Genomic DNA, 19,498 nt, shown 5'->3' on the forward strand with positions numbered 1-19,498 from the left:
TAGGCGGGGTGGCGACGACGCGGCAATCACGGATTGCTTGGGGCGGTAAAACTTCTGTAACGAGGCGCACGATTGATGTCTCGACAGGAACGGGCTTATACGCGCCCCTCCTCCCCAAGGAAACGAGGTTCCCACACGTGGCCAAAGCCCCCGCCCGACCAGCCGACCTGACCGCCGGACCACCCGCGCACAACCGCGAGCGACCCGCCGAACCGCAGCCGTACAAGGCGTCGAAGGACGAGCTGCTCGAACTCTACAAGCAGATGCTGCTGATCCGCCGCTTCGAGGAAAAGGCCGGCCAGCTCTACGGCCTCGGCTTCATCGGCGGCTTCTGCCACCTGTATATCGGCCAGGAAGCGGTCGCGGTCGGCCTGCAGTCGGCGCTCGACGGCGAGAAGGACAGCGTGATCACCGGCTATCGCGACCATGGCCATATGCTGGCCTACGGTATCGATCCCAAGGTGATCATGGCCGAATTGACCGGGCGCGGGGCCGGCATCAGCCGCGGCAAGGGCGGCTCGATGCATATGTTCTCGACCGAGAAGAAGTTTTACGGCGGGCACGGCATCGTCGGCGCGCAGGTCTCGCTCGGCACCGGGCTGGCCTTCGCGCATAAGTATAACAATGATGGCGGGGTCGCGATGGCCTATTTCGGCGATGGCGCGTCGAACCAGGGCCAGGTCTATGAATCGTTCAACATGGCCGAGCTGTGGAAGCTGCCGATCATCTTCGTGATCGAGAACAACCAGTACGCCATGGGCACCAGCGTCAATCGCTCGTCGGCCGAGGACCAGCTGTACAAGCGCGGTGAATCGTTCCGCATTCCGGGCATCCAGGTCGATGGCATGGACGTGCTGGCGTGCCGCGGCGCGGCCGAAGAGGCGCTCGCCTGGGTGCGCGCCGGCAAGGGGCCGATCCTGCTCGAGATGAAGACCTATCGCTATCGCGGCCATTCGATGTCCGATCCGGCCAAATACCGGTCGCGCGAAGAGGTCCAGGCGGTGCGCGACAAATCCGATCCGATCGAGCATTGCAAGAAGCTGCTCGAAGGGGAGGGGGTCACCGAGGCCGATCTCAAGGCGATCGACGCGGAAATCCGTCGTCAGGTCAGCGACGCTGCCGACTTTGCCGAAGCCGCACCCGAGCCGGATGCCGCTGAACTGTATACCGACGTGCTGGTGGAAACCTACTGATGGCGATCGAAATCAAAATGCCCGCGCTTTCCCCGACGATGGAGGAAGGCACGCTTGCCAAATGGCTGGTCAAGGAAGGCGACGTCGTCAAATCCGGCGACATCATGGCCGAGATCGAGACCGACAAGGCGACGATGGAATTCGAAGCGGTCGACGAAGGCACGATCGGCAAGATCCTGATCGCTGAAGGTAGCGACAATGTGAAGGTCGGCACCGTCATCGCGACGTTGTTGGCCGAGGGCGAGGATGCGTCGGCCGAAGCGCCCAGGACTGCCGAAGCGCCCAAGACCGAGGAACGTGCCGGCGACTCCGCCAACGCGCAGCCCAAGGAAGCGCAGCCCGCCGACCAGGCCGCCAACCAGCCGGAAGGCACCACGCCGACCAAGGTCGAGAGCGGCGCGCAGCAATTGTTCGAAGCGTCCAAGCATGGCGCCGAGATCGCCGATCCCGCGCTCCCCGAGGGCACCGAGATGGTCAAGATCACGCTGCGCGAAGCGCTGCGTGATGCGATGGCCGAGGAAATGCGCAGCGACGACCGCGTGTTCGTGATGGGCGAGGAAGTCGCCGAATATCAGGGCGCGTACAAGGTGACGCAGGGGCTGCTCGAGGAATTCGGCGACCGCCGTGTGATCGACACGCCGATCACCGAATATGGCTTTGCCGGCGTCGGCACCGGCGCGGCGATGGGCGGACTGCGCCCGATCGTCGAGTTCATGACGTTCAACTTCGCGATGCAGGCGATCGACCATATCGTGAACTCGGCGGCGAAGACCAACTATATGTCCGGCGGGCAGATGCGCTGCCCGATCGTGTTCCGCGGCCCCAACGGCGCGGCGAGCCGCGTCGGCGCGCAGCATTCGCAGAATTACGGCCCGTGGTATGCCAGCGTTCCCGGCCTGATCGTCATTGCGCCGTATGATGCGGCGGATGCCAAGGGGCTGCTCAAGGCCGCGATCCGCAGCCAGGATCCGGTCGTGTTCCTCGAGAACGAATTGCTGTACGGTCGCACGTTCGAAGTGCCCAAGCTCGACGATTACGTGCTGCCGATCGGCAAGGCGCGGATCATGCGTGAAGGCAGCGACGTGACGATCGTGAGCTATTCGATCGGCGTTGGCTTGGCGCTTGAAGCAGCGGAAGAGCTGGCCGGCGAGGGGATCGATGCCGAGGTGATCGACCTGCGCACGCTGCGCCCGCTCGACAAGGCGACCGTACTCAAGAGCCTGAAGAAGACAAACCGGATGGTCGTCGCGGAAGAGGGTTGGGCGACCTGTTCGATCGCCTCGGAGATCGTGTCGATCTGCATGGAAGAAGGCTTTGACGATCTCGACGCCCCCGTGCTGCGCGTGGCGAACGAGGATGTGCCGCTGCCGTATGCGGCCAATCTGGAGAAGCTGGCGTTGCTCAATTCGGCGAAGATCGTCGAGGCGGTGAAGAAGGTGACATACCGCTAGGTGGCAAGGTATCCGGGGCTGGCGGATGCCGGCCCCGTAAGCACAAGCCGGGGCCTTATTCCTCGTACAAGGTACACGATGCGGCGGTGGCGGACGGCGAGGGATTGTACGGGTTCTTCGCGTCGGTAAAGTCGCGTTGGTCGCGCACAATGAACGCCGATTTGGTCTGGATCGTCTGCTCGCCGAGTAGTGAGTTGCTGAAGAGCGGCTGGTAATCGAAAGCGATCTCGACGAACATCACGCCGCTTTTATCGGGCGCCGTTATCTTGGGCTGCCCAGTAGGCCCCATGCCCGCAAATCCGGTACCGCTCGACCCGTTTCCGGCGACGCCGTAGCTAGACGCCCACTGCTTCTTGCCCAGGCAGCGTTGCCAATGGATCCACTGCCCGCCAGCGCTGTTGCGTTCCAGGCTCGACAGGATCACACGGCCGTAAGTCGTCAGCTTATAGCTTGAAGACTGGCTGCGCAGTGCGGCGAAGCTATCGTTGATGTCCACTTCGCGGATCGATTTGACACCAAGCGTGTCCATAGCGCCCATCCGCGAGATGTTGTCCGCCAGGTTCGCCGCCGCCTGACTAACTCGCATACGCATGATGGCAAGGTTCGCAGTCTCAAGCCCGTACATGCCCAGCACCATCAACAATGGCGCGGCGAAAGCGAATTCTATCAGCGCGATCCCGCTTTTTTCAGCTGCCAGCGAGCGTAGCATGATGAAACGTAGCGACACGGTGCCTCCTAGCACTTGGCAACGACGGGAATGGCCTGGGTCGCGTACGGCTGATTGCGCAGCACCGTCGATGCCGTGATCGATTGGTTGGGGCTCCAGCCGAAAAGGCCGGCCATTGGAAACATGCGTGGGTACGTCACAGTGATCTTGTAGACCACGACGTCATTCGCGCCGCCCTGACCGGTTTTGCCACTATCGGCGTCCCACTGCCCGTTGCCGTTGACGTCCTCGAAACATTCGCCGGGATCGTACTTGTTATTCTTCGGCACTTTATCGACGAAAACTTCGGGTGTGCCTACCGCAGCAAAGGTCGAATAGTTGAGCCGCTGCGATACGAATGTCGCACCGCTGCCGATGAGGTTGCGTACAATGCTGCTGACCGAATTATCGATCGCAGTCGTGCTGCTCGTTCCGGACTGCAACGACGAGGAGCGGCCGGCGCGCTCGAGTTCCCCCTGCAGCACGGCGGTGACGTACATGCTGTGCCCGAGATCGAACAACCCTATGATCATCAGCATCAAAACCGGCGCCACGATCGCGAATTCGGTAGCAGCCGATCCCTGACGCGCCCGGGCCAATAAGGCGAGCCGATGCAGCATCACGATGTAAGCCTGAGATCGGCGATACGCTGAGCGATCTGTGCCAACGCAGAGTTGAGGCTCGCGGCATTCAGCGCCTCATAGGCTTGCGTATCGCTACTCGCACAGGTTCTGAGTTCGGTGGTCATCGTCTGTCCAAAGGCGACCACCCAGACATTCACGCCGTTATCCTGCGCTGCTTGGCAGGCGGCAAGAAAGCGGGCATTGTGCGCGGTCTTGAGTGTCGTATCATTCAGGGTCGCTGTTGGCCCCATAACCCGCCGATCGACCTTCTCGATGCCATAAGGGCTATACGATTGCGCGGTAGGCTTCATATCGCCGTCGGTCATGAAGATGATGTTGCGACTTATTGGCTTTCCGTTGGGCGCGCCGCTATGCAGCGCTGAGAAGACCGAGGTGGTCGACATGATACGCGCAGCCCAGATCATACCGATATCGTGATAGGTACGCCCATGCGCCACGAAATCCGGTGCATCGACGTAAGCGCCGACCTGCGCGGCAGATAGTTCCTCAGGCAGTGCCGCTGCCTTCGGGCAAGAATATGAGGTCTCGCTTAATCCCGTTGTGTCTTGCGAAGCGCGGTAAAAATCTCCCGAATCGGAAGATGAAGTGGTTTGGGCCGTAAAGGCCGTTCGGCTGTACTCAATGTCGCGCCAGGCTGGACGCCAGCGCGTCGACGCGGAATTGGCAGCGCCGTTGATATCCGCGCTTCCGGTAATCCGTTCCTCGATGCACCCGTCCCAAGCGGAACTGATGGCGGTCATTCCGGTGGTCGATCCGGCCGCTGTCATGTCCGCTAACTCAAGAGGGGAATAAGGCGGAGGTGTCCCAGACCCAGTCGATGGGACGGTCGAGGTTGATGTCAGCGCTGGCACGATCATCTGCGAGCCAGCGACGTAATTCGCGACCGGCATGGATCGTGCGGACGTGTATGTCCAATTGGTGAACGCCCAGCGGGTAGTATAAGTCGTTGTGACAGTCCGCCGGTCACGCTTGCACGTCGCAGTTCCGCTCTCGTTGTTCTTTTTGCCGGAATTGTACTTGTATTCGTAGGTCGTGACATTCGCAGGAGTGTTGCCGCCTGTTATCACCGAAGTCGGCGGTCCGGCGGTTGGATTGTAGCCTGAAAAAGCCTGGTTGGTCGTGTAACTCGTGCAATTGGCGGCGTTGAGCGCCGTACCGTTATTGTAGGTCTCGACAGTGTCGTAATTGCCGTACGATGTCACGCTGGGAGAGTGCTTTGACGTGGAGAAGTTGGCAAGACGGCTCGCATAAGTAATCAAACCGTTATCGAGCGTACCTGAGGGCAGGACATCTCCGACATTGACGCCACTCGAATACGGGAGGAACCCGATTCGGAGTCGGGAGCCCGGTGCCTTGGCATTGTTGACGGCAGCATAGAAGCTCTTCACTGCAGCCCGCAGTACATCGATACGAGAGTTGTCTTTCTCCCTCGTCAGCCAAATTCCGTTGCTTTGGGTAGTGTTGCTCCCCACGTAGCTGTCGCACGTGGAGACGCTGTCCCCCGGCAGACACGCCATGGACCCTGTCGTATCGAGCACGAACAGGATGTCCTGGTTCGAAACGTTGAGTTCGGCTTCGCACGTCACGTTGAGCGAGATGCTGTCCGTCCCGAACAGCTTCATAATCGTCATCGGCACGGTGGCGGCGGCAACGCCGTGCACCGTGCCAGTGGGGATGTCAGTACCAGTCACTGCGTTATGCGCGATTACATCCGAGACCACGATCGGCTGGACAGTCGAACCGTGCGGCCCGGTGCCGGGTGTGCCGTCGGCATTGGCGGGGTAGGGCCCGGCGTTCAGGTTGATGTTGAAGAAGGATGTCGCCTGAGTACGCGCCGCCGTGTCCAGCGTCGTGCCGGTCATCGATTTGCGCGCGGCAAGCACGCCGGCGTCGCACGCCTGCTGCAGGCGCGCCTTGACGAGATACGCTCGGCCCATATCGAGCCCGCTGCCAATCATGCCGAGCAGCGGAAAGACGGCCATTGCCGCGAGCGCCAGCGTATTGCCGCGCCGGTCACGCGCCAGCCGGCCGAGAAAGGTGGTTGGCGAGCGCCGGCTGTTGGTATCCCGCATACACAATCCCAGGTACGATAGAGTAACCGGCCGCCATCTAAGTGCAGCCGGATAACCTGCTATCAAACAAGAGGATTAAGATCGCCTTGACGACGCTTGGAAACACAGCCGACGAGCGCGCAACAGATCCCGAACGGCTGCTGGCGCTCTCCTACGCTCCCGCCTCCGTCCGACCCGCCGTCGCCGCGTTGTTCGCGCTCGACGACGTGCTGGGCCGCATCCTGCGTACGACGCGTGAGCCGATGGTGGGGCAGATGCGGCTGACGTGGTGGTACGAGGCGCTGGAGCGGCTCGATCGTGCGCCGCCGCCGGCCGAGCCGGTGTTGCAGGCGCTGGCCGCGCACGTGTTGCCACGTGGGGTTACAGGCACGCGCCTCGCCTTGATGATCGATGCCTGGGAAGTGCTGCTCGATCCCGAACTGCCGGATGATGCGACGCTGGAGGCATATGCCGCGCGCGGGGTGATCCTGTTCGGCGCGGCGGCCACGGTGCTGGGGGCGGCGCAGGGCGATCCCGTGGCGCCTGCGGGGCGTGGCTGGGCGCTGGCCGATCTGTCGCGGCATATCGGCGAACCGGCGATCGCCGCCCGTGCCGCAGCACTCGCCGATGCCGCTTTGTCCGCGGCAACGGAGCGGAAATGGAGCCGGGATGCGCGGAGCCTGGGCGCGCTGGCACATCTCGCGCGGATGGATCTGGCGGTGGCTTTGGACGTCCCGGTGCGGCGTGGATCGCCGGCGCGGGTGGCGCGGGTACTGCTGCACCGGATGACCGGTCGCTAGGCTTTCGCAGGGTAGAGAAAGCCGATAGGTTGCTGCCCGCGACAGGCGAGGGGGACGGCGGATGTGGCGATATCTGGCGGGTGGCGTGGCGGCATTGCTGCTAGTGGCGGCGGGCGTGCTGGTGTTCAAGAGTCCGGCGCGGTCGGATACGATGTTGCCGGCAGCGCCCATGAAGATCGAGGCGGCAACCGGCGAGGCGCAGGAGGCGCTGCCCGATAGCGTGCCGGAGGCCAGCCCCAAGACGCGCGAAGAGAAACGCTTCAATCGCTACGACAAGGATCGCAACGCGCTGATCACGCGCGAAGAATATCTGGCCTCGCGGCGCAAGGCGTTCGCCAAGCTCGACACGGACAAAGACGGGCGGCTGTCGTTCGACGAATGGGCGGTGAAGACGACGGGCAAGTTCGCCGCGGCGGATACGGACAAATCGGGGACGATGACGCCTAAGGAATTCGTGGCCACGGCACCGAAGCGCAAGGTGCGGGCGCAGGTGAAGTGTCCGCCGGCCGGCGCCGCATCGCCGACGCGGGAGGAAGATGAGGGGTAATCGTTCCCCGACGAAGACCCCGGCCGGGCCAAGATGAGGGACCATTGCCAGCCTGGCCCCAGCCTTCACCGGGGATCGTTCAAGCCGCCAGCCAGACCCCCAGCGCTTCCCTTGCGCGATCGGTGTACATCTTCTTGCGATCCGCCTTCTTGGTTCGGCCGGGGATCGGTGGGAACAGCCCGAAATTGACGTTCATCGGCTGATACGTCTCCGCCTCCGCCGCGCCGGTAATATGATGTAGCAGCGCCCCGAGCGCCGTTGCCACTGGCGGCGGGGCCAGCATCTCGCCCTTGAGCTCGGCGGCGGCAAAGCGCCCGGCGATCAGGCCGATCGCCGCACTCTCGATATAGCCTTCGCAGCCGGTGATCTGGCCAGCGAAACGCACGTTAGGCATGGATTTAAGCCTTAGCGTCGGATCGAGCAGTTCCGGCGAGCGGATGAAGGTGTTGCGATGGAGCCCGCCCAAGCGCGCGAACTCGGCGTTTTCGAGGCCAGGAATGGTGCGGAACAGGCGCACCTGCTCGGCATGCTTGAGCTTGGTCTGGAAGCCGACGATGTTCCACAGCGTGCCGCTCGCATTATCCTGGCGTAACTGCACCACGGCATAGGGCCAGCGCCCGGTGACCGGGTGATCGAGCCCGACCGGCTTCATCGGGCCATAGCGCAGCGTATCGACACCGCGCGACGCGGCGACCTCGATCGGCATGCAGCCTTCGAAATAGGGCGTATCCTTTTCCCATTCCCTGAACTCGGTCTTCTCGCCCTCGATCAGGCCCTGATGGAAAGCGAGATACTGCTCCTGATCCATCGCGCAGTTGATGTAATCCTTGCCCTCGCCCTTGTTCCAGCGCGACTGGAACCAGGCGGTGTCCATGTCGATGCTGTCGAAATGAACGATCGGCGCGATGGCATCGAAGAAAGCGAGCGCATCGGCGCCGGTCGCCGCGCCAATGCTAGCGGCGAGCGGTGCGGCGGTGAGCGGACCGGTGGCGATGATCACGGGGCCGTCGGGGATCGTGTCGATGCGCTCGCGTATCACGCTGATGTTGGCGTGGCCCTCGATCGCCTTGGTCACACCTTCGGAAAAGCCGTCGCGATCGACCGCCAGCGCCGAGCCGGCAGGGACCTTGTGGATATCGCCCTCGCGCATGATGAGCGAGCCCATTGTGCGCATTTCCTGGTGGATCAGGCCGACGGCGTTGCTCGTTGCATCATCCGAGCGGAAGCTGTTCGAGCAGACCAGTTCGGCGAGCCCGTCCGTGTGATGCGCGGGCGTCTTCTCGCCGCTGCCGCGCATTTCGGACAGGCGGACCTTGAACCCGGCCTCGGCGAGCTGCCACGCCGCTTCCGATCCGGCAAGCCCGCCGCCGATGATGTGGATGTCATGTGTCATGCGCGTGCGTTAGCGCCTATCCGGGGTATCGGCCAAGCCCGCAGTGCAAGTCGCAAATGGCTTTATTGCGGGCGGCTCGGCGCACTACCATCTGTGTATGATGAAAATATTCACCATCGGATACGAGGCCACGACGATGGCCGATTTCCTCGCCGCGCTCAGCAAGGCGGGCGTGAAGCGCGTCATCGATGTGCGGGCACTCCCACTGTCGCGCCGGCCGGGCTTTTCGAAGACGTCGCTGGCGGCGTCGTTGTTCGAGGCGGGGATCGGCTATGTGCATCTGAAGGCGCTGGGCACGCCCAAGCCGGGGCGCGATGCGGCCAAGAAGGGTGATGTGGCCACGCTCGAGGCGGTCTATGCCGAGCAGTTGGAATTGCCGGAGGCGCAGGTTCAGGCGGCGCAGATGCTGGAGCTGGCAGCGGAGATGCCGTCTGCCTTGTTGTGCTTCGAGCGCGATCCGTGTCATTGCCACCGGACCTTGTTGCTGCAGGCGGTCGGGCAGGGGGCCGAGGTGGTCGATCTCTATACTTGATCGGCGCTTGGCATTCATTGGCCACGTAACTACCCCGTCAATCAACATTGCGGGGAAAGCAAGCGATGGCGTGGACCAGGAAGGGACTGTGGCTGGCGACAAGCATGGCGATCACGCTGAGCGCCTGCAACAGCCCAAGCGGCGGGACTGAGGCCACGGAAACGCTGGCCACCGCCCGGGCCGGCCATGTTACGGCCATCTTGGACAAGACCAAGGGTGACGGCCCGGCGCCGCAACCGCCCAAAGGCGTTCTCGACCTGATCCATTACACGTCACCGGCGGGTCAACTCGCCGCCTATGTCACACCGAAGCCTGCCGCGGGCGGGCGTCACCCGGCGATCATCTGGATTTCGGGCGGCGACAGCAATTCGATCGGCGACTTCTGGAGCAAGCAGGATCCCGCCAACGATCAGACGGCGTCAGCCTTCCGCGAGGCGGGCATCGTCACCATATATCCCTCGCTGCGCGGCGGGAACGACAATCCCGGCTATCGCGAGGGCTTTTACGGCGAGATCGACGATATCCTTGCGGCGGCGGCCTATCTCGCCAAGCTCGATTATGTCGATCCGACGCGGATCTATCTCGGCGGGCAAAGCACGGGCGGGACGACCGTGTTGCTGGCGGCAGAAGCAAGCGATCGCTTTCGCGGCGTGTTCGCGTTTGGCGCGGCGGACGACGTGCGATCGTATGGCAGCGATTACAATTATGCCGACCCCAAGGACGAGAAGGAGATGAGATTGCGCTCGCCGGTCTACTGGCTTGAGTCGGTCAAGCGGCCGACCTGGGTGATCGAAGGCACGGGGCAGGGCAATATCGAGTCGCTCGATGCGATGCGGGCCAAGACGGCCAACCCGCAATTGCACTTCCTGCGCGTTGCGGGGCGCGGGCATTTCGACGTGCTGGCTCCCGTGACGACGTTGATCGCACGCAAGATCGTCGCCGAGGCGGCGGGCAAGGGGCCGGTGGCGTTCAGCGCGGCGGAGGTGGATGCGGCGGGGCGGTGACCCCCACTTTCCCCGGCGAAGGCCGGGCCCAGTCGCGACGGTGGAATAACGGAGCGCGGCGCTCGCCAACTGCTGTTCCACCACTGGGCCCCGGCCTTCGCCGGGGAAAGTAGATCGGGATTCAGCCGGCGACGGGCAGCTTGACCTTGCCGTCAGGCAGCCGCTCGAGCGGGCCGTAAGCGATTACCGTCTCCAGCAATAGCGGCCCGTAGAGGTGCGGGAAGAGCTGGCCGCCGCGTGACTCTTCCCATTTCAGCGAGCTGCCGAAACTGCCGAGATCGACTGCTGCGACATGCAGGTCATCCTGCCCGGCGAAATGCTTGTCGACCGTCTCGGTCAACTGCTCGCAGGTCGAGAGGTGGATATAGCCGTCGGCCAGATCGACCGGCGCACCGGCGAACGTGCCGTCCGCCTCCAGCGCCGCCATCTGCTCGGCGGTCAGCACCTTGTAGGCGATGGTTGCCAACTCGCTCATTCGCCATTCTCCGGGCCGGCGGCGAGGTCGTCGCGCGTGTCGCCATCGTCGTTCGGTGCAATTTCGGGCGCGTCGGCGGGGCCGCGGACGTCGGCTTCGGCCTCTTCTACCGTCTCCTCGATCCGCGCGGCGGAGACGACATGCTCGTTCTTGCCGACATCGAACAATTTCACGCCGGCCGAATTGCGGCTGATCACGCGCAAGGAGCCAAGCGTCGTGCGGATCAGCTTGGCCTGGTCGGTGACCAGCATCAGCTGATGGCCCTTGGCCGCGGCGAAGCTCGCCACGACGGGTCCGTTGCGCGCAATATTGTCGATATTGGTGATGCCCTGGCCGCCGCGATTGGTGCGGCGGTAATCATAGGCGCTCGACAATTTGCCATAGCCGTTGGCGCAGACGGTGAGAATGAACTGCTCGGCCTTGACCATCTGATCGAACAAGTCCTGATCGTCCGGTGCGCCTTCGCGTTCGGCCTTCCATGGCGCAAATTTGAGGTAATTCTCGCGTTCCTGCGGGCTCGCATCTACCCGGTGCAGGATCGACAGCGAGATAACCTTGTCGTCGCCCTTCAGCGCCACGCCGCGCACGCCGGTGGAGTTGCGGCTCTGGAACTCGCGTACGTCGGTGCTGGCGAAGCGGATCGCCTTGCCCGCGCGGGTGGCGAGCAGCACGTCGTCGCCTTCGCTGAGCAAGGCCACGCCGATCAGGCGATCATCCTCGTCCTCGCCTTCGAACTTCATCGCGATCTTGCCGTTGGTCGGCACGCTGGTGAAGGCATCCATCGAGTTGCGGCGGACATTGCCCTTGGCGGTGGCGAACATGACGTGGAGATTGCCCCATTCCGCCTCGTCCTCGGGCAGCGCCAGCACGGTGGAGATCGTCTCGCCCTCGGCCAGCGGCAGCAGGTTGATCATCGGCCGGCCGCGGGTGGCGGCGCCACCCTCGGGCAGGCGCCAGACCTTCTTGCGATAGACTTTGCCGTGGGTGGAGAAGAACAGGACGGGCGTATGCGTCGACGTCACGAACAATTCGGTGACGACGTCTTCGTCCTTCGTGGTCATGCCGCTGCGGCCCTTGCCGCCGCGCGCTTGCGCCCGGAACGTGTCGAGCGTGGTTCGCTTGATATAGCCCTGCATCGTCACGGTGACGACCATGTCCTCGCGCTCGATCAGATCCTCGTCGTCGATGCCATCGGCAGCGGCGGCGATCTCGGTCTTGCGTGGGGTGGCGAATTCAACGCGCACGGCGGCGAGCTCTTCCTTCATCACCTCATAGAGCTTGGCGCGGTTGGCGAGGATCTCGAGCAGTTCGGTGATCGAGTCCGCCAGGCCCTGCAACTCGTTGCCAATCTCGTCGCGACCCAGAGCGGTCAGGCGATGCAGGCGCAGATCGAGGATCGCGCGGACCTGCGCTTCGGACAGGCGATAGACATCGCCTTCCTGCTTGTCCTCGACCGCTTCGACCAGACGGATGTACGGCGCGATCTCGGCGATCGGCCAGCTCTTCTCAAGCAGGGCAGCGCGGGCGACGGCCGGGCTGGACGAGCCGCGGATCATGCGCACGACTTCGTCGAGATTGGTGACGGCGATGACGAGGCCGAGCAACAGATGCGCGCGCTCACGCGCCTTGGCGAGCTCGAACTTCGAGCGCCGCGTGATCACTTCCTCGCGGAACTTGACGAACGCCTCGATGATATCGCGCAGGTTGAGCGTCTCGGGGCGGCCGCCGCGGATCGCGAGCATGTTGGCGGGGAACGAGCCTTGAGCCGGGGTGTGGCGCCAGAGCTGGTTGAGCACCACGTCGGCGGTCGCGTCGCGCTTGAGATCGATGACGATGCGCACGCCATGGCGGTTCGATTCGTCGCGAATGTCGCTGACGCCTTCGATGCGCTTGTCCTTGGCGGCCTCGGCGATCTTCTCGACCAGGTTGTTCTTGCCGGTCTGGTACGGGATTTCGGTCAGCACGATCGAGCGCCGATCGCCGCGGCCTTCCTCGACGATGTGGCGCGATCGGACGATGATCGAGCCGCGGCCCTCATTGTACGCCGCCTTGCAGCCGGCGCGGCCGAGGATGATGCCGCCGGTCGGGAAGTCGGGGCCGGGGACGATCTCCATCAGCTCGTCGATGGTGATCCCGCCATTCTCGATATAAGCGAGGCAGGCATCGACGACTTCGCCGAGATTGTGCGGCGGGATGTTGGTCGCCATGCCGACGGCGATACCGCCTGCGCCGTTGACCAGGATGTTGGGGAAGCGCGCCGGCAGCACGGTCGGCTCTTCGCGCGAACCGTCATAGTTGGGCGCGAAATCGACCGTATCCTTGTCGATGTCGCTGAGCAGCGCCATCGCAGCCTTGGTAAGCCGCGCCTCGGTATAGCGCATCGAGGCCGGCATATCCGGATCCATCGAGCCGAAATTGCCCTGGCCGTCCATCAGCATCACGCGCATCGCCCAATCCTGGGCGAGGCGCGCGAGCGCCATGTAGATCGAGCTGTCGCCGTGCGGGTGATAGTTGCCCATCACGTCGCCGACGATCTTGGCGCATTTGCGATACGGGCGGCCGGGAACGAAGCCACCTTCTTGGGACGCGAACAGGATGCGCCGGTGGACGGGCTTCAGACCGTCGCGCACGTCGGGCAGGGCGCGCGAGACGATCACGCTCATCGCATAGTCGAGATAGCTCGACCGCATTTCGTCCACGATCGAGATCGGCGAGATATCGGAAGGGTCGGCGAGGATGGTCTCGTCGGTCAAATTTCTGGTGCTTTCGGGTTCGTTTCAGTCGTGTGACGGCTTTAGCCGAGGCGGGGGGGGATGCCAAGGGTTGGGGCTATACGCGGTATACCATCCGTCACCCCGGACTTGTTCCGGGGGCCACTGTTATGCAAACACAACGCCTGTGAATTTTGCGGCACGGTGGACCCCGGAACAAGTCCGGGGTGACGGTGTGGGTTAAGCGGGCACTTCCGCCCCGTCCCAGGCGAACACCTTGCCGCTGTCCGGCACCTTCAGCCCGTCGATCACATCCAAAAGCTGGACCGCCGCACGCCCGGCATCGAACAGATGCCCGGCCTGTACATTGCCCTGAAACGGCTTCGACAACGCCGTATCCACCGTCCCCGGATGCAACCCGACCACGATGCTGCGCTCGTTGCGGCGGCGTTCCTCGATCGCCAGCGTGCGGATCATCATGTTGAGCGCGGCCTTGGAGGCGCGATAGCCGTACCAGCCGCCGAGCTTGTTGTCGGCGATGCTGCCGACACGGGCAGACAAGGCCGCGAACACGCCGCGCTGACCCTTGGTCATCAGCGGCAGGAAGTGCTTGGCGACCAATGCCGGCCCGATCGTGTTGATCGCATAGGTGCGGGCGAGCCAGGCGGCATCCAGCTCGCGCATCGTCTTTTCGGGGCCTTGGCCATCGGCGTGCAGCACACCGGTGGCGACGATCACCAGTGTCGGCGCGGCGCCTTTGGCAACGATCGCCGCGGCGGCGGCGATGCTGGCTTCGTCCTCCAGATCAATATGCCGGTCCCCGCTGCGCGACCGGGCAAAGCCGTATACCGTATCGAACGCGCCTTCGTCGCGCAGTGCCTCTTCCAGCGCCGCGCCGATCCCGCCCGATGCGCCGATGACGACCGCGGTGCCGCTCATGAGCGCGTGAACCGCCAACGGACGTCATCGCTCTCGGCCGGATCGAAGCGATATCCGTGCGTGTCGAAGCCTTTCATGCCATCGATGTCGGTGATGCGATGTTCGCACAGATAGCGTGCCATCATGCCGCGCGCGCGCTTGGCGTTGAAGCTGACGAAGCGTGGGCCCTTGGGGCCGGGTTCGCGAAAATCGACCTCGATCACCCGCACGGCGCCCGGCAGCTTGCCGTCGACCGAATGCCAATATTCCTGGCTGGCGAGGTTCAGGATCACGCCCGACCCCTCGTCCGCGACATCGGCGGCAAGCAGGTCGGCGATGCGCTTGTCCCAATAATCGTACAGCGTCTTGCGCCGCGGCGCCCAGCGGGTGCCCATCTCCAGCCGGTAGGGGCGCATCGCATCCAGCGGGCGGAGCAGGCCGTACAGGCCGGAGAGCATACGTACATGATCCTGGGCGAAGGCGACGCCCGGTTCGTCCAGCGTCTTCGCCTCGAACCCGGTATAGACATCGCCGGCAAAGGCATAGAGTGCCGGACGTTCGGGCTGATCGACGAAGCCGTCAAAGCGATCGGCGTTCAGTTTGGCGAGTGGCTTGGAGATGCCCATCAGCTCGCTCAGCCGCTTCTGGCTGAGGTTGGCCGCCGACGCGGCAAGCTTCACCGCATCATCGGCGAAGCGTGGCACGGTCGGCGTCACGTCCGGCAGCGGGCTTTCATAGTCGAGTGTCTTGGCGGGGGAGAGGATGGCGATCATGCTGCCGCGGTTAGCGAGCCGCGGCCCGCCGGTCAAAAAAACGCGTTCAATCGTCGTTCAGTCGCCCCGCCGCAGGAGCGCGATCGACCGTCGCGTGTTGACCCGGCTCTGCTGCAGGTTACAGCGGCATCGGAACCAAGGTGCGATGCACCGCCAGATGGAGAGTTCGCACGTGAAGAAATTGTCCTCGGCCGCGCTCGCGGCGATTCTCATCGCCGGCACGAGCAGCATGGCCATCACCACGCCCGCCTTCGCCAAGAAGGATGAGAAGCCCACCGGCCCGAAACTCAGCAACGAAGTGCGCACCCCGGCGATCGCCGCGCAGACCGCTCTTGCCGCCAAGGATTATGCCGCGGCCGGCCCGCAGGTCTCCGCGGTCGAGGCCGCTGCCAAGACCGATGACGAGCGCTATCTCGCGCAGGTCCTGCGGCTGCAGCTGACCGCGAACCAGGCCGGTCCGAACGGCAACGAGGCGGCGATGGCGCCGATGCTCGACGCCTTGCTCGCCAACCCGGCGACGCCCAAGGCAGAACTCGGCCGATTCACCTATTTGCGTGCCAACATGGCGTATAACGCCAAGCAATATCCGCAGGCGCTGGCCGGCTACGTCAAGGCACGTGACCTCGGCTACACGTCGGAGAACCTGCCGCTGCAGATTGCCCGCACCAAGATCATCACCGGCGACTCCGCTGGCGGCGCGAGCGAGATCGAGGCGCAGATCGCTGCTGCCAAGGCGGCCGGCAAGCCGGTCGACGAGGATCTGTACAAGTACACGATCTCGTCGCTGCAAAAGACCCCGGATACCGCGGCGACGCTGCGTTGGACACGTGACTGGCTGTATGCCTATCCGACGCAGAAGAACTGGCACACTGCGGTCTATGTCTTCGGCTTCCAAGGCGCGAATGCCCGCACCATCACCAAGAAGCAGCGGCTGGATCTCTTCCGCCTGCTGCGCGCCACGGACTCGCTGACGGGCGAGAACGAATATCTGGAATATGCGCAGCTTGCGGTCGATGTCGGCGTGGCGAGCGAAGCCCAGACGGTGATCGCCGCCGGCAAGGCAAGCGGCAAGATCCCGGCCGCCAGTGCCAATGCGAAGTTGATCCTGGCAGAAGCGAACGGCCAGGTCGCCAAGGAAGGCTCGATCGCCGCGCAGGAAAAGAGCGCCGCGGCTTCGTCGGATGGCCTCAATGCCACGGGCGCGGGCGATTTCAGCCTCGGTCAGGGCAATTATGCCAAGGCGATCGAGCTTTATAAGATGGCCCTCACCAAGGGCGGCGCAAAGGTCGACAAGGACGAGGTCAACACGCGCCTTGGCATCGCCTATCTGGGTTCGGGCGACAAGGCCCAGGCCAAGCAGGCGTTTGGCCAGGTCACCAATGGCCTGCGCGGGCAGATCGCTCTGCTGTGGTCCTATTGGGCCGATGCTCCGGGCAAGCCGACGGCGGCCTGATCCGGATGTGAGAAGGGCGGCAGCGATGCCGCCCTTTTTCATGGATTCCGGTCGTTGCCTACATGCGCGGGGGTAGCGCGCGCTGTACTGACGCAATCAAAGCATGATCTCCACACCTCAGCCCGTTCGTGCTGAGTAGAGACCGAGTAGGCCGCAGGCCGTTTCTAGGGCTCGTATCGAAGCACCTTGGGGCGCGCGGGTGCGTGTCCTCCGATACGCCTTCTCGATACGCGCTTCGCGCTACTCGATGCCTGTCCTGAGCGCCTGCCCTTGCAGGCAGTCGAAGAGGCTAGTCAGGACGAACGGGGCGGGGGTTACCTGCAGTCAAAGAACTCTAAGCCACGCGAACCGGGATACCGGGCAGCGACTTGGCGGTACGGATCGTCAACGATGTCTTCACGCTGGCGACATTGGGTGCCGGGGTCAGGTGCGTGGTCAGGATGTCCTGAAAGCTTTTGAGGTCGGCCGCGACGATCTTCAGGATGAAGTCGATTTCGCCGTTAAGCATGTGGCATTCGCGGATTTCCGGGATCTTGGCGACATGATCCTCGAACGCGGCGAGATCGTGCTCGGCCTGGCTGCGGAGCGAGACCATGGCGAAAACCGTGATCGGAAAGCCCAGGGTGGCGGGATCCAGCTCGGCATGATAGCCGCGGATCGCACCGCCTTCTTCGAGTGCGCGTACCCGGCGCAGACACGGGGGCGCGGTCAATCCTACTTTGTCGGCAAGATCGACATTGGTCATCCTGCCGTCTTCCTGCAACAGGGATAGGATTTGACGGTCGATATGGTCGAAGGACACGCATTTCTCCACGTCGGCGCGATTTCCAAAAGCTGTTTGGCTATTACGAATAATAATGTTGCGCGGCAACGCAATTGTCCCACATTGCGACGTCCCGAAAACTAGCGCTTCCGCTTGGACGCGACCACCGTTACGGAATCACCACGGCAAGCAGTTTCGCAGTCGTTACGGGAGGGTCCGCTTGCGCTTCGACGACAGCCTTGAGACGGTTCTGTCGGCAGACATGTCGACGCCGTTCGGCGCGCAGTCGGCGTGGCGGCAGCTGGTCGATCTGGTCGGTCGCCGGCGCGTGCCGGCCAATGTCGAGGCGATCGAGACGCTGAAGACGCTGCGGCCCGAAGTGCCCTCGCCGGTACGCGCGGCAAGCGCGCGGGCATTGGCGTTCGCCAATCCGCCGGCCGCCGTGGTCCGCTTGTTCTTCGATGACGAATTGTCGATCTCGGCCCCGGTGCTGCGCACGGCCAGGCTGCAGCCCAAGGAATGGATCGATCTGCTGCCCGGCATGTCGCCCACTGCGCGATCGGTTCTGCGGCATCGTCGCGACCTGGCGCCGGAAGTGTTGCGCGCGCTGGAAAGCTTTGGGCCGCTCGATTTCCGGCTGACCCAGAATGATGACGCGGGCACGGCGCCTGCTGCGGCTCAGCCCGAAGCATCACCGGCTGTATCGGCCGTGCCGACGGCGGCGCAGCCCTGGAAAACGGAAGAGCGCGCCGTAGCCCCGGTGACGAAGCCGCAAGCCTTGACACCATCGCCTTTCGTCTCCGTCGGGTCGATCACGCGCAATCTGCCGTTCGTCGCCGAGGCCTTGCGGCGCGCCGAGACGCCGACGGGTTCGTCCGCTGAACCATCAGCGGAGGCCGGCGCGGGGACCTTTCCGATCGCGGAACTCGTCGCGCGCATCGACGCCTATCAGCGCCAGCGCGGCGACGCGCCGGGCGTGCCGCTGTTGCGTTCGCACGATGCGGATCAACCCGCATTGTTCGATCTCGAGCCGATCATCGCCACCACCTTCCGCTTCGAAACCGACGCCGCCGGCGTGGTTCGGTGGGTAGAGGGCGCGGCGCGAGCGGCACTGATCGGCCTGACGCTCGATTTCGCCGCCATGCCGGGCCGCGCCGGCGTAGACGGCGTGGCGGGCGGTGCGTTCCGGCGCCGCGCCCGCTTCGCCGATGCACGGCTCGTTGTCGGCGGGCTGTCGGATGCCGCGGGGGAATGGCGGATCAGCGGCATCCCGGCGTTCGATCACGACAGCGGGCGTTTCACCGGCTATCGCGGCACTGCCCGGCGGCCGCGGATCGACGAGAGCGCGGCACCGCTACAGACACGGCCGAACTTACCGGCGGATTCGCTGCGTCAGCTGGTGCATGAATTGCGCACGCCGACCAATGCAATCGCGGGCTTTGCGGAAATGATCGAGACGCAATTGCTGGGACCGGTACCGCAGGTGTACCGTGAGCAAGCGGGCACGATCCGTGCGCAAGTCGCGGGCCTGCTCGAGGCGATCGACGATATCGACATGGCCGCCCGGATCGAGACGCACGCGCTTGATCTGCGCGCCGGATCCGTGCCGCTGGCGGCATTGCTCGCCCGCATCGTCGACGATCTTCGCCCGTTGGCCATCCTAAGGGGCACCAACGTCGTGATCGACGGTGGGCAGGGCGGCATGGCGATTGCCGGCGACGACCGCGCGGTCGAGCGGTTGATCGGCCGGGTGATCGCCACGCTCGTCTCGTCGGGCAGCGCGGGCGAGACGCTCCGCATGTCGGCGCGCGCCATCGACGCGCACATCGCCTTGTCCTTCGATCGCCCTCGTGCGCTTGCGGCGTATGACGACCAGGCGTTGTTGACGATCGATGCGGAAGAGGTGGCGCAGGCGGATGGCGCACCGTTGCTCGGCACCGGCTTTGCGTTGCGGCTCGCGCGCAATCTTGCGCTCGAACTCGGCGGGACGCTGGCGATCGACGAGCATAGCCTGATGCTGCGGCTGCCGGCGGTTGCCGCTGCGGCGGAGCAGGCATCGTCCAACTGAACGTGTCGGGGGTGTC

At 64.1% G+C, this 19,498-nt stretch carries 17 protein-coding genes; 8 read left to right on the forward strand and 9 right to left on the reverse strand.

Features of this window, described 5'->3' with window-relative positions:
• Positions 1–137 precede the first annotated feature (137 nt).
• Both pdhA and NV382_RS02505 read left to right on the forward strand, forming a co-directional pair.
• Positions 138–1,193 (forward strand): pyruvate dehydrogenase (acetyl-transferring) E1 component subunit alpha, encoded by a 1,056-nt coding sequence (gene pdhA, locus NV382_RS02500; protein ID WP_260598973.1) that lies wholly within the window; start codon positions 138–140, stop codon positions 1,191–1,193.
• Positions 1,193–2,644: a pyruvate dehydrogenase complex E1 component subunit beta gene (locus tag NV382_RS02505; RefSeq protein ID WP_260598974.1), complete on the forward strand. Its 1,452-nt coding sequence runs from the start codon at positions 1,193–1,195 to the stop codon at positions 2,642–2,644. Before pdhA ends, NV382_RS02505 begins: the two co-directional genes overlap by 1 nt.
• 55 nt (positions 2,645–2,699) lie before the next feature.
• Here the strand turns inward: NV382_RS02505 and NV382_RS02510 are convergent, their stop codons facing one another.
• From NV382_RS02510 to NV382_RS02520, 3 genes are read right to left on the reverse strand one after another with little or no spacing between them, the layout of a single operon-like run.
• Positions 2,700–3,371 carry a TadE/TadG family type IV pilus assembly protein gene (locus NV382_RS02510; protein ID WP_260598975.1) on the reverse strand — a complete coding sequence of 224 codons (672 nt, stop codon included), beginning with the start codon at positions 3,369–3,371 and terminating at the stop codon, positions 2,700–2,702.
• Between the two features lie 8 nt (positions 3,372–3,379).
• Positions 3,380–3,970: a TadE/TadG family type IV pilus assembly protein gene (locus NV382_RS02515; protein WP_260598976.1), complete on the reverse strand. Its 591-nt coding sequence runs from the start codon at positions 3,968–3,970 to the stop codon at positions 3,380–3,382.
• On the reverse strand, positions 3,970–6,066 hold the full coding sequence (locus NV382_RS02520; protein ID WP_260598977.1) for a TadE/TadG family type IV pilus assembly protein: 2,097 nt from the start codon (positions 6,064–6,066) through the stop codon (positions 3,970–3,972). Before NV382_RS02520 ends, NV382_RS02515 begins: the two co-directional genes overlap by 1 nt.
• 86 nt (positions 6,067–6,152) lie before the next feature.
• Here NV382_RS02520 and NV382_RS02525 point away from each other — a divergent pair, with 86 nt between their 5' ends.
• Positions 6,153–6,845: a squalene/phytoene synthase family protein gene (locus NV382_RS02525; RefSeq protein WP_260598978.1), complete on the forward strand. Its 693-nt coding sequence runs from the start codon at positions 6,153–6,155 to the stop codon at positions 6,843–6,845.
• A 61-nt stretch (positions 6,846–6,906) separates the two neighbouring features.
• On the forward strand, positions 6,907–7,392 hold the full coding sequence (locus NV382_RS02530; protein ID WP_260598979.1) for an EF-hand domain-containing protein: 486 nt from the start codon (positions 6,907–6,909) through the stop codon (positions 7,390–7,392).
• A 79-nt stretch (positions 7,393–7,471) separates the two neighbouring features.
• Here the strand turns inward: NV382_RS02530 and trmFO are convergent, their stop codons facing one another.
• Positions 7,472–8,785, reverse strand: a complete 1,314-nt coding sequence (trmFO, locus tag NV382_RS02535) for a methylenetetrahydrofolate--tRNA-(uracil(54)-C(5))-methyltransferase (FADH(2)-oxidizing) TrmFO (RefSeq protein WP_260598980.1) — start codon at positions 8,783–8,785, stop codon at positions 7,472–7,474.
• Positions 8,786–8,885: 100 nt separating this feature from the next.
• Between trmFO and NV382_RS02540 the strand changes: the two genes are divergently transcribed.
• Both NV382_RS02540 and NV382_RS02545 read left to right on the forward strand, forming a co-directional pair.
• Positions 8,886–9,317, forward strand: coding sequence for a DUF488 domain-containing protein (locus NV382_RS02540; protein WP_260598981.1), 432 nt, complete (start codon positions 8,886–8,888; stop codon positions 9,315–9,317).
• 104 nt (positions 9,318–9,421) lie between these two features.
• Positions 9,422–10,321: an alpha/beta hydrolase family protein gene (locus tag NV382_RS02545; protein ID WP_260598982.1), complete on the forward strand. Its 900-nt coding sequence runs from the start codon at positions 9,422–9,424 to the stop codon at positions 10,319–10,321.
• A gap of 121 nt (positions 10,322–10,442) precedes the next feature.
• On the opposite strand, the gene NV382_RS02550 is transcribed toward NV382_RS02545, so the two are convergent.
• The 4 genes from NV382_RS02550 to yaaA all read right to left on the reverse strand — a co-directional run bounded on the left by NV382_RS02550 (position 10,443) and on the right by yaaA (position 15,198).
• Complete coding sequence (locus NV382_RS02550; RefSeq protein ID WP_260598983.1) at positions 10,443–10,796, reverse strand: DUF952 domain-containing protein; 354 nt, start codon at positions 10,794–10,796, stop codon at positions 10,443–10,445.
• Positions 10,793–13,549: a DNA gyrase subunit A gene (gene gyrA / locus NV382_RS02555; protein ID WP_260598984.1), complete on the reverse strand. Its 2,757-nt coding sequence runs from the start codon at positions 13,547–13,549 to the stop codon at positions 10,793–10,795. Before gyrA ends, NV382_RS02550 begins: the two co-directional genes overlap by 4 nt.
• A gap of 198 nt (positions 13,550–13,747) precedes the next feature.
• Entirely contained in the window at positions 13,748–14,446 is a 699-nt protein-coding gene (locus NV382_RS02560; protein WP_260598985.1) for an SDR family NAD(P)-dependent oxidoreductase, read from the reverse strand.
• Entirely contained in the window at positions 14,443–15,198 is a 756-nt protein-coding gene (gene yaaA / locus NV382_RS02565; RefSeq protein WP_260598986.1) for a peroxide stress protein YaaA, read from the reverse strand. Before yaaA ends, NV382_RS02560 begins: the two co-directional genes overlap by 4 nt.
• A gap of 172 nt (positions 15,199–15,370) precedes the next feature.
• Here yaaA and NV382_RS02570 point away from each other — a divergent pair, with 172 nt between their 5' ends.
• A complete protein-coding gene (locus tag NV382_RS02570) occupies positions 15,371–16,651 on the forward strand; it encodes a tetratricopeptide repeat protein (RefSeq protein ID WP_260598987.1) in 1,281 nt (426 codons plus the stop codon).
• A gap of 334 nt (positions 16,652–16,985) precedes the next feature.
• Here the strand turns inward: NV382_RS02570 and NV382_RS02575 are convergent, their stop codons facing one another.
• Positions 16,986–17,453, reverse strand: a complete 468-nt coding sequence (locus NV382_RS02575) for an Lrp/AsnC family transcriptional regulator (protein ID WP_260598988.1) — start codon at positions 17,451–17,453, stop codon at positions 16,986–16,988.
• Between the two features lie 181 nt (positions 17,454–17,634).
• On the opposite strand from NV382_RS02575, the gene NV382_RS02580 reads away from it, so the two are divergent.
• Positions 17,635–19,482 (forward strand): histidine kinase dimerization/phospho-acceptor domain-containing protein, encoded by a 1,848-nt coding sequence (locus NV382_RS02580; protein WP_260598989.1) that lies wholly within the window; start codon positions 17,635–17,637, stop codon positions 19,480–19,482.
• The last annotated feature ends 16 nt before the right edge of the window (positions 19,483–19,498 follow it).

This window comes from Sphingomonas endolithica (genome assembly GCF_025231525.1).
Lineage (GTDB): Bacteria > Pseudomonadota > Alphaproteobacteria > Sphingomonadales > Sphingomonadaceae > Sphingomonas > Sphingomonas endolithica.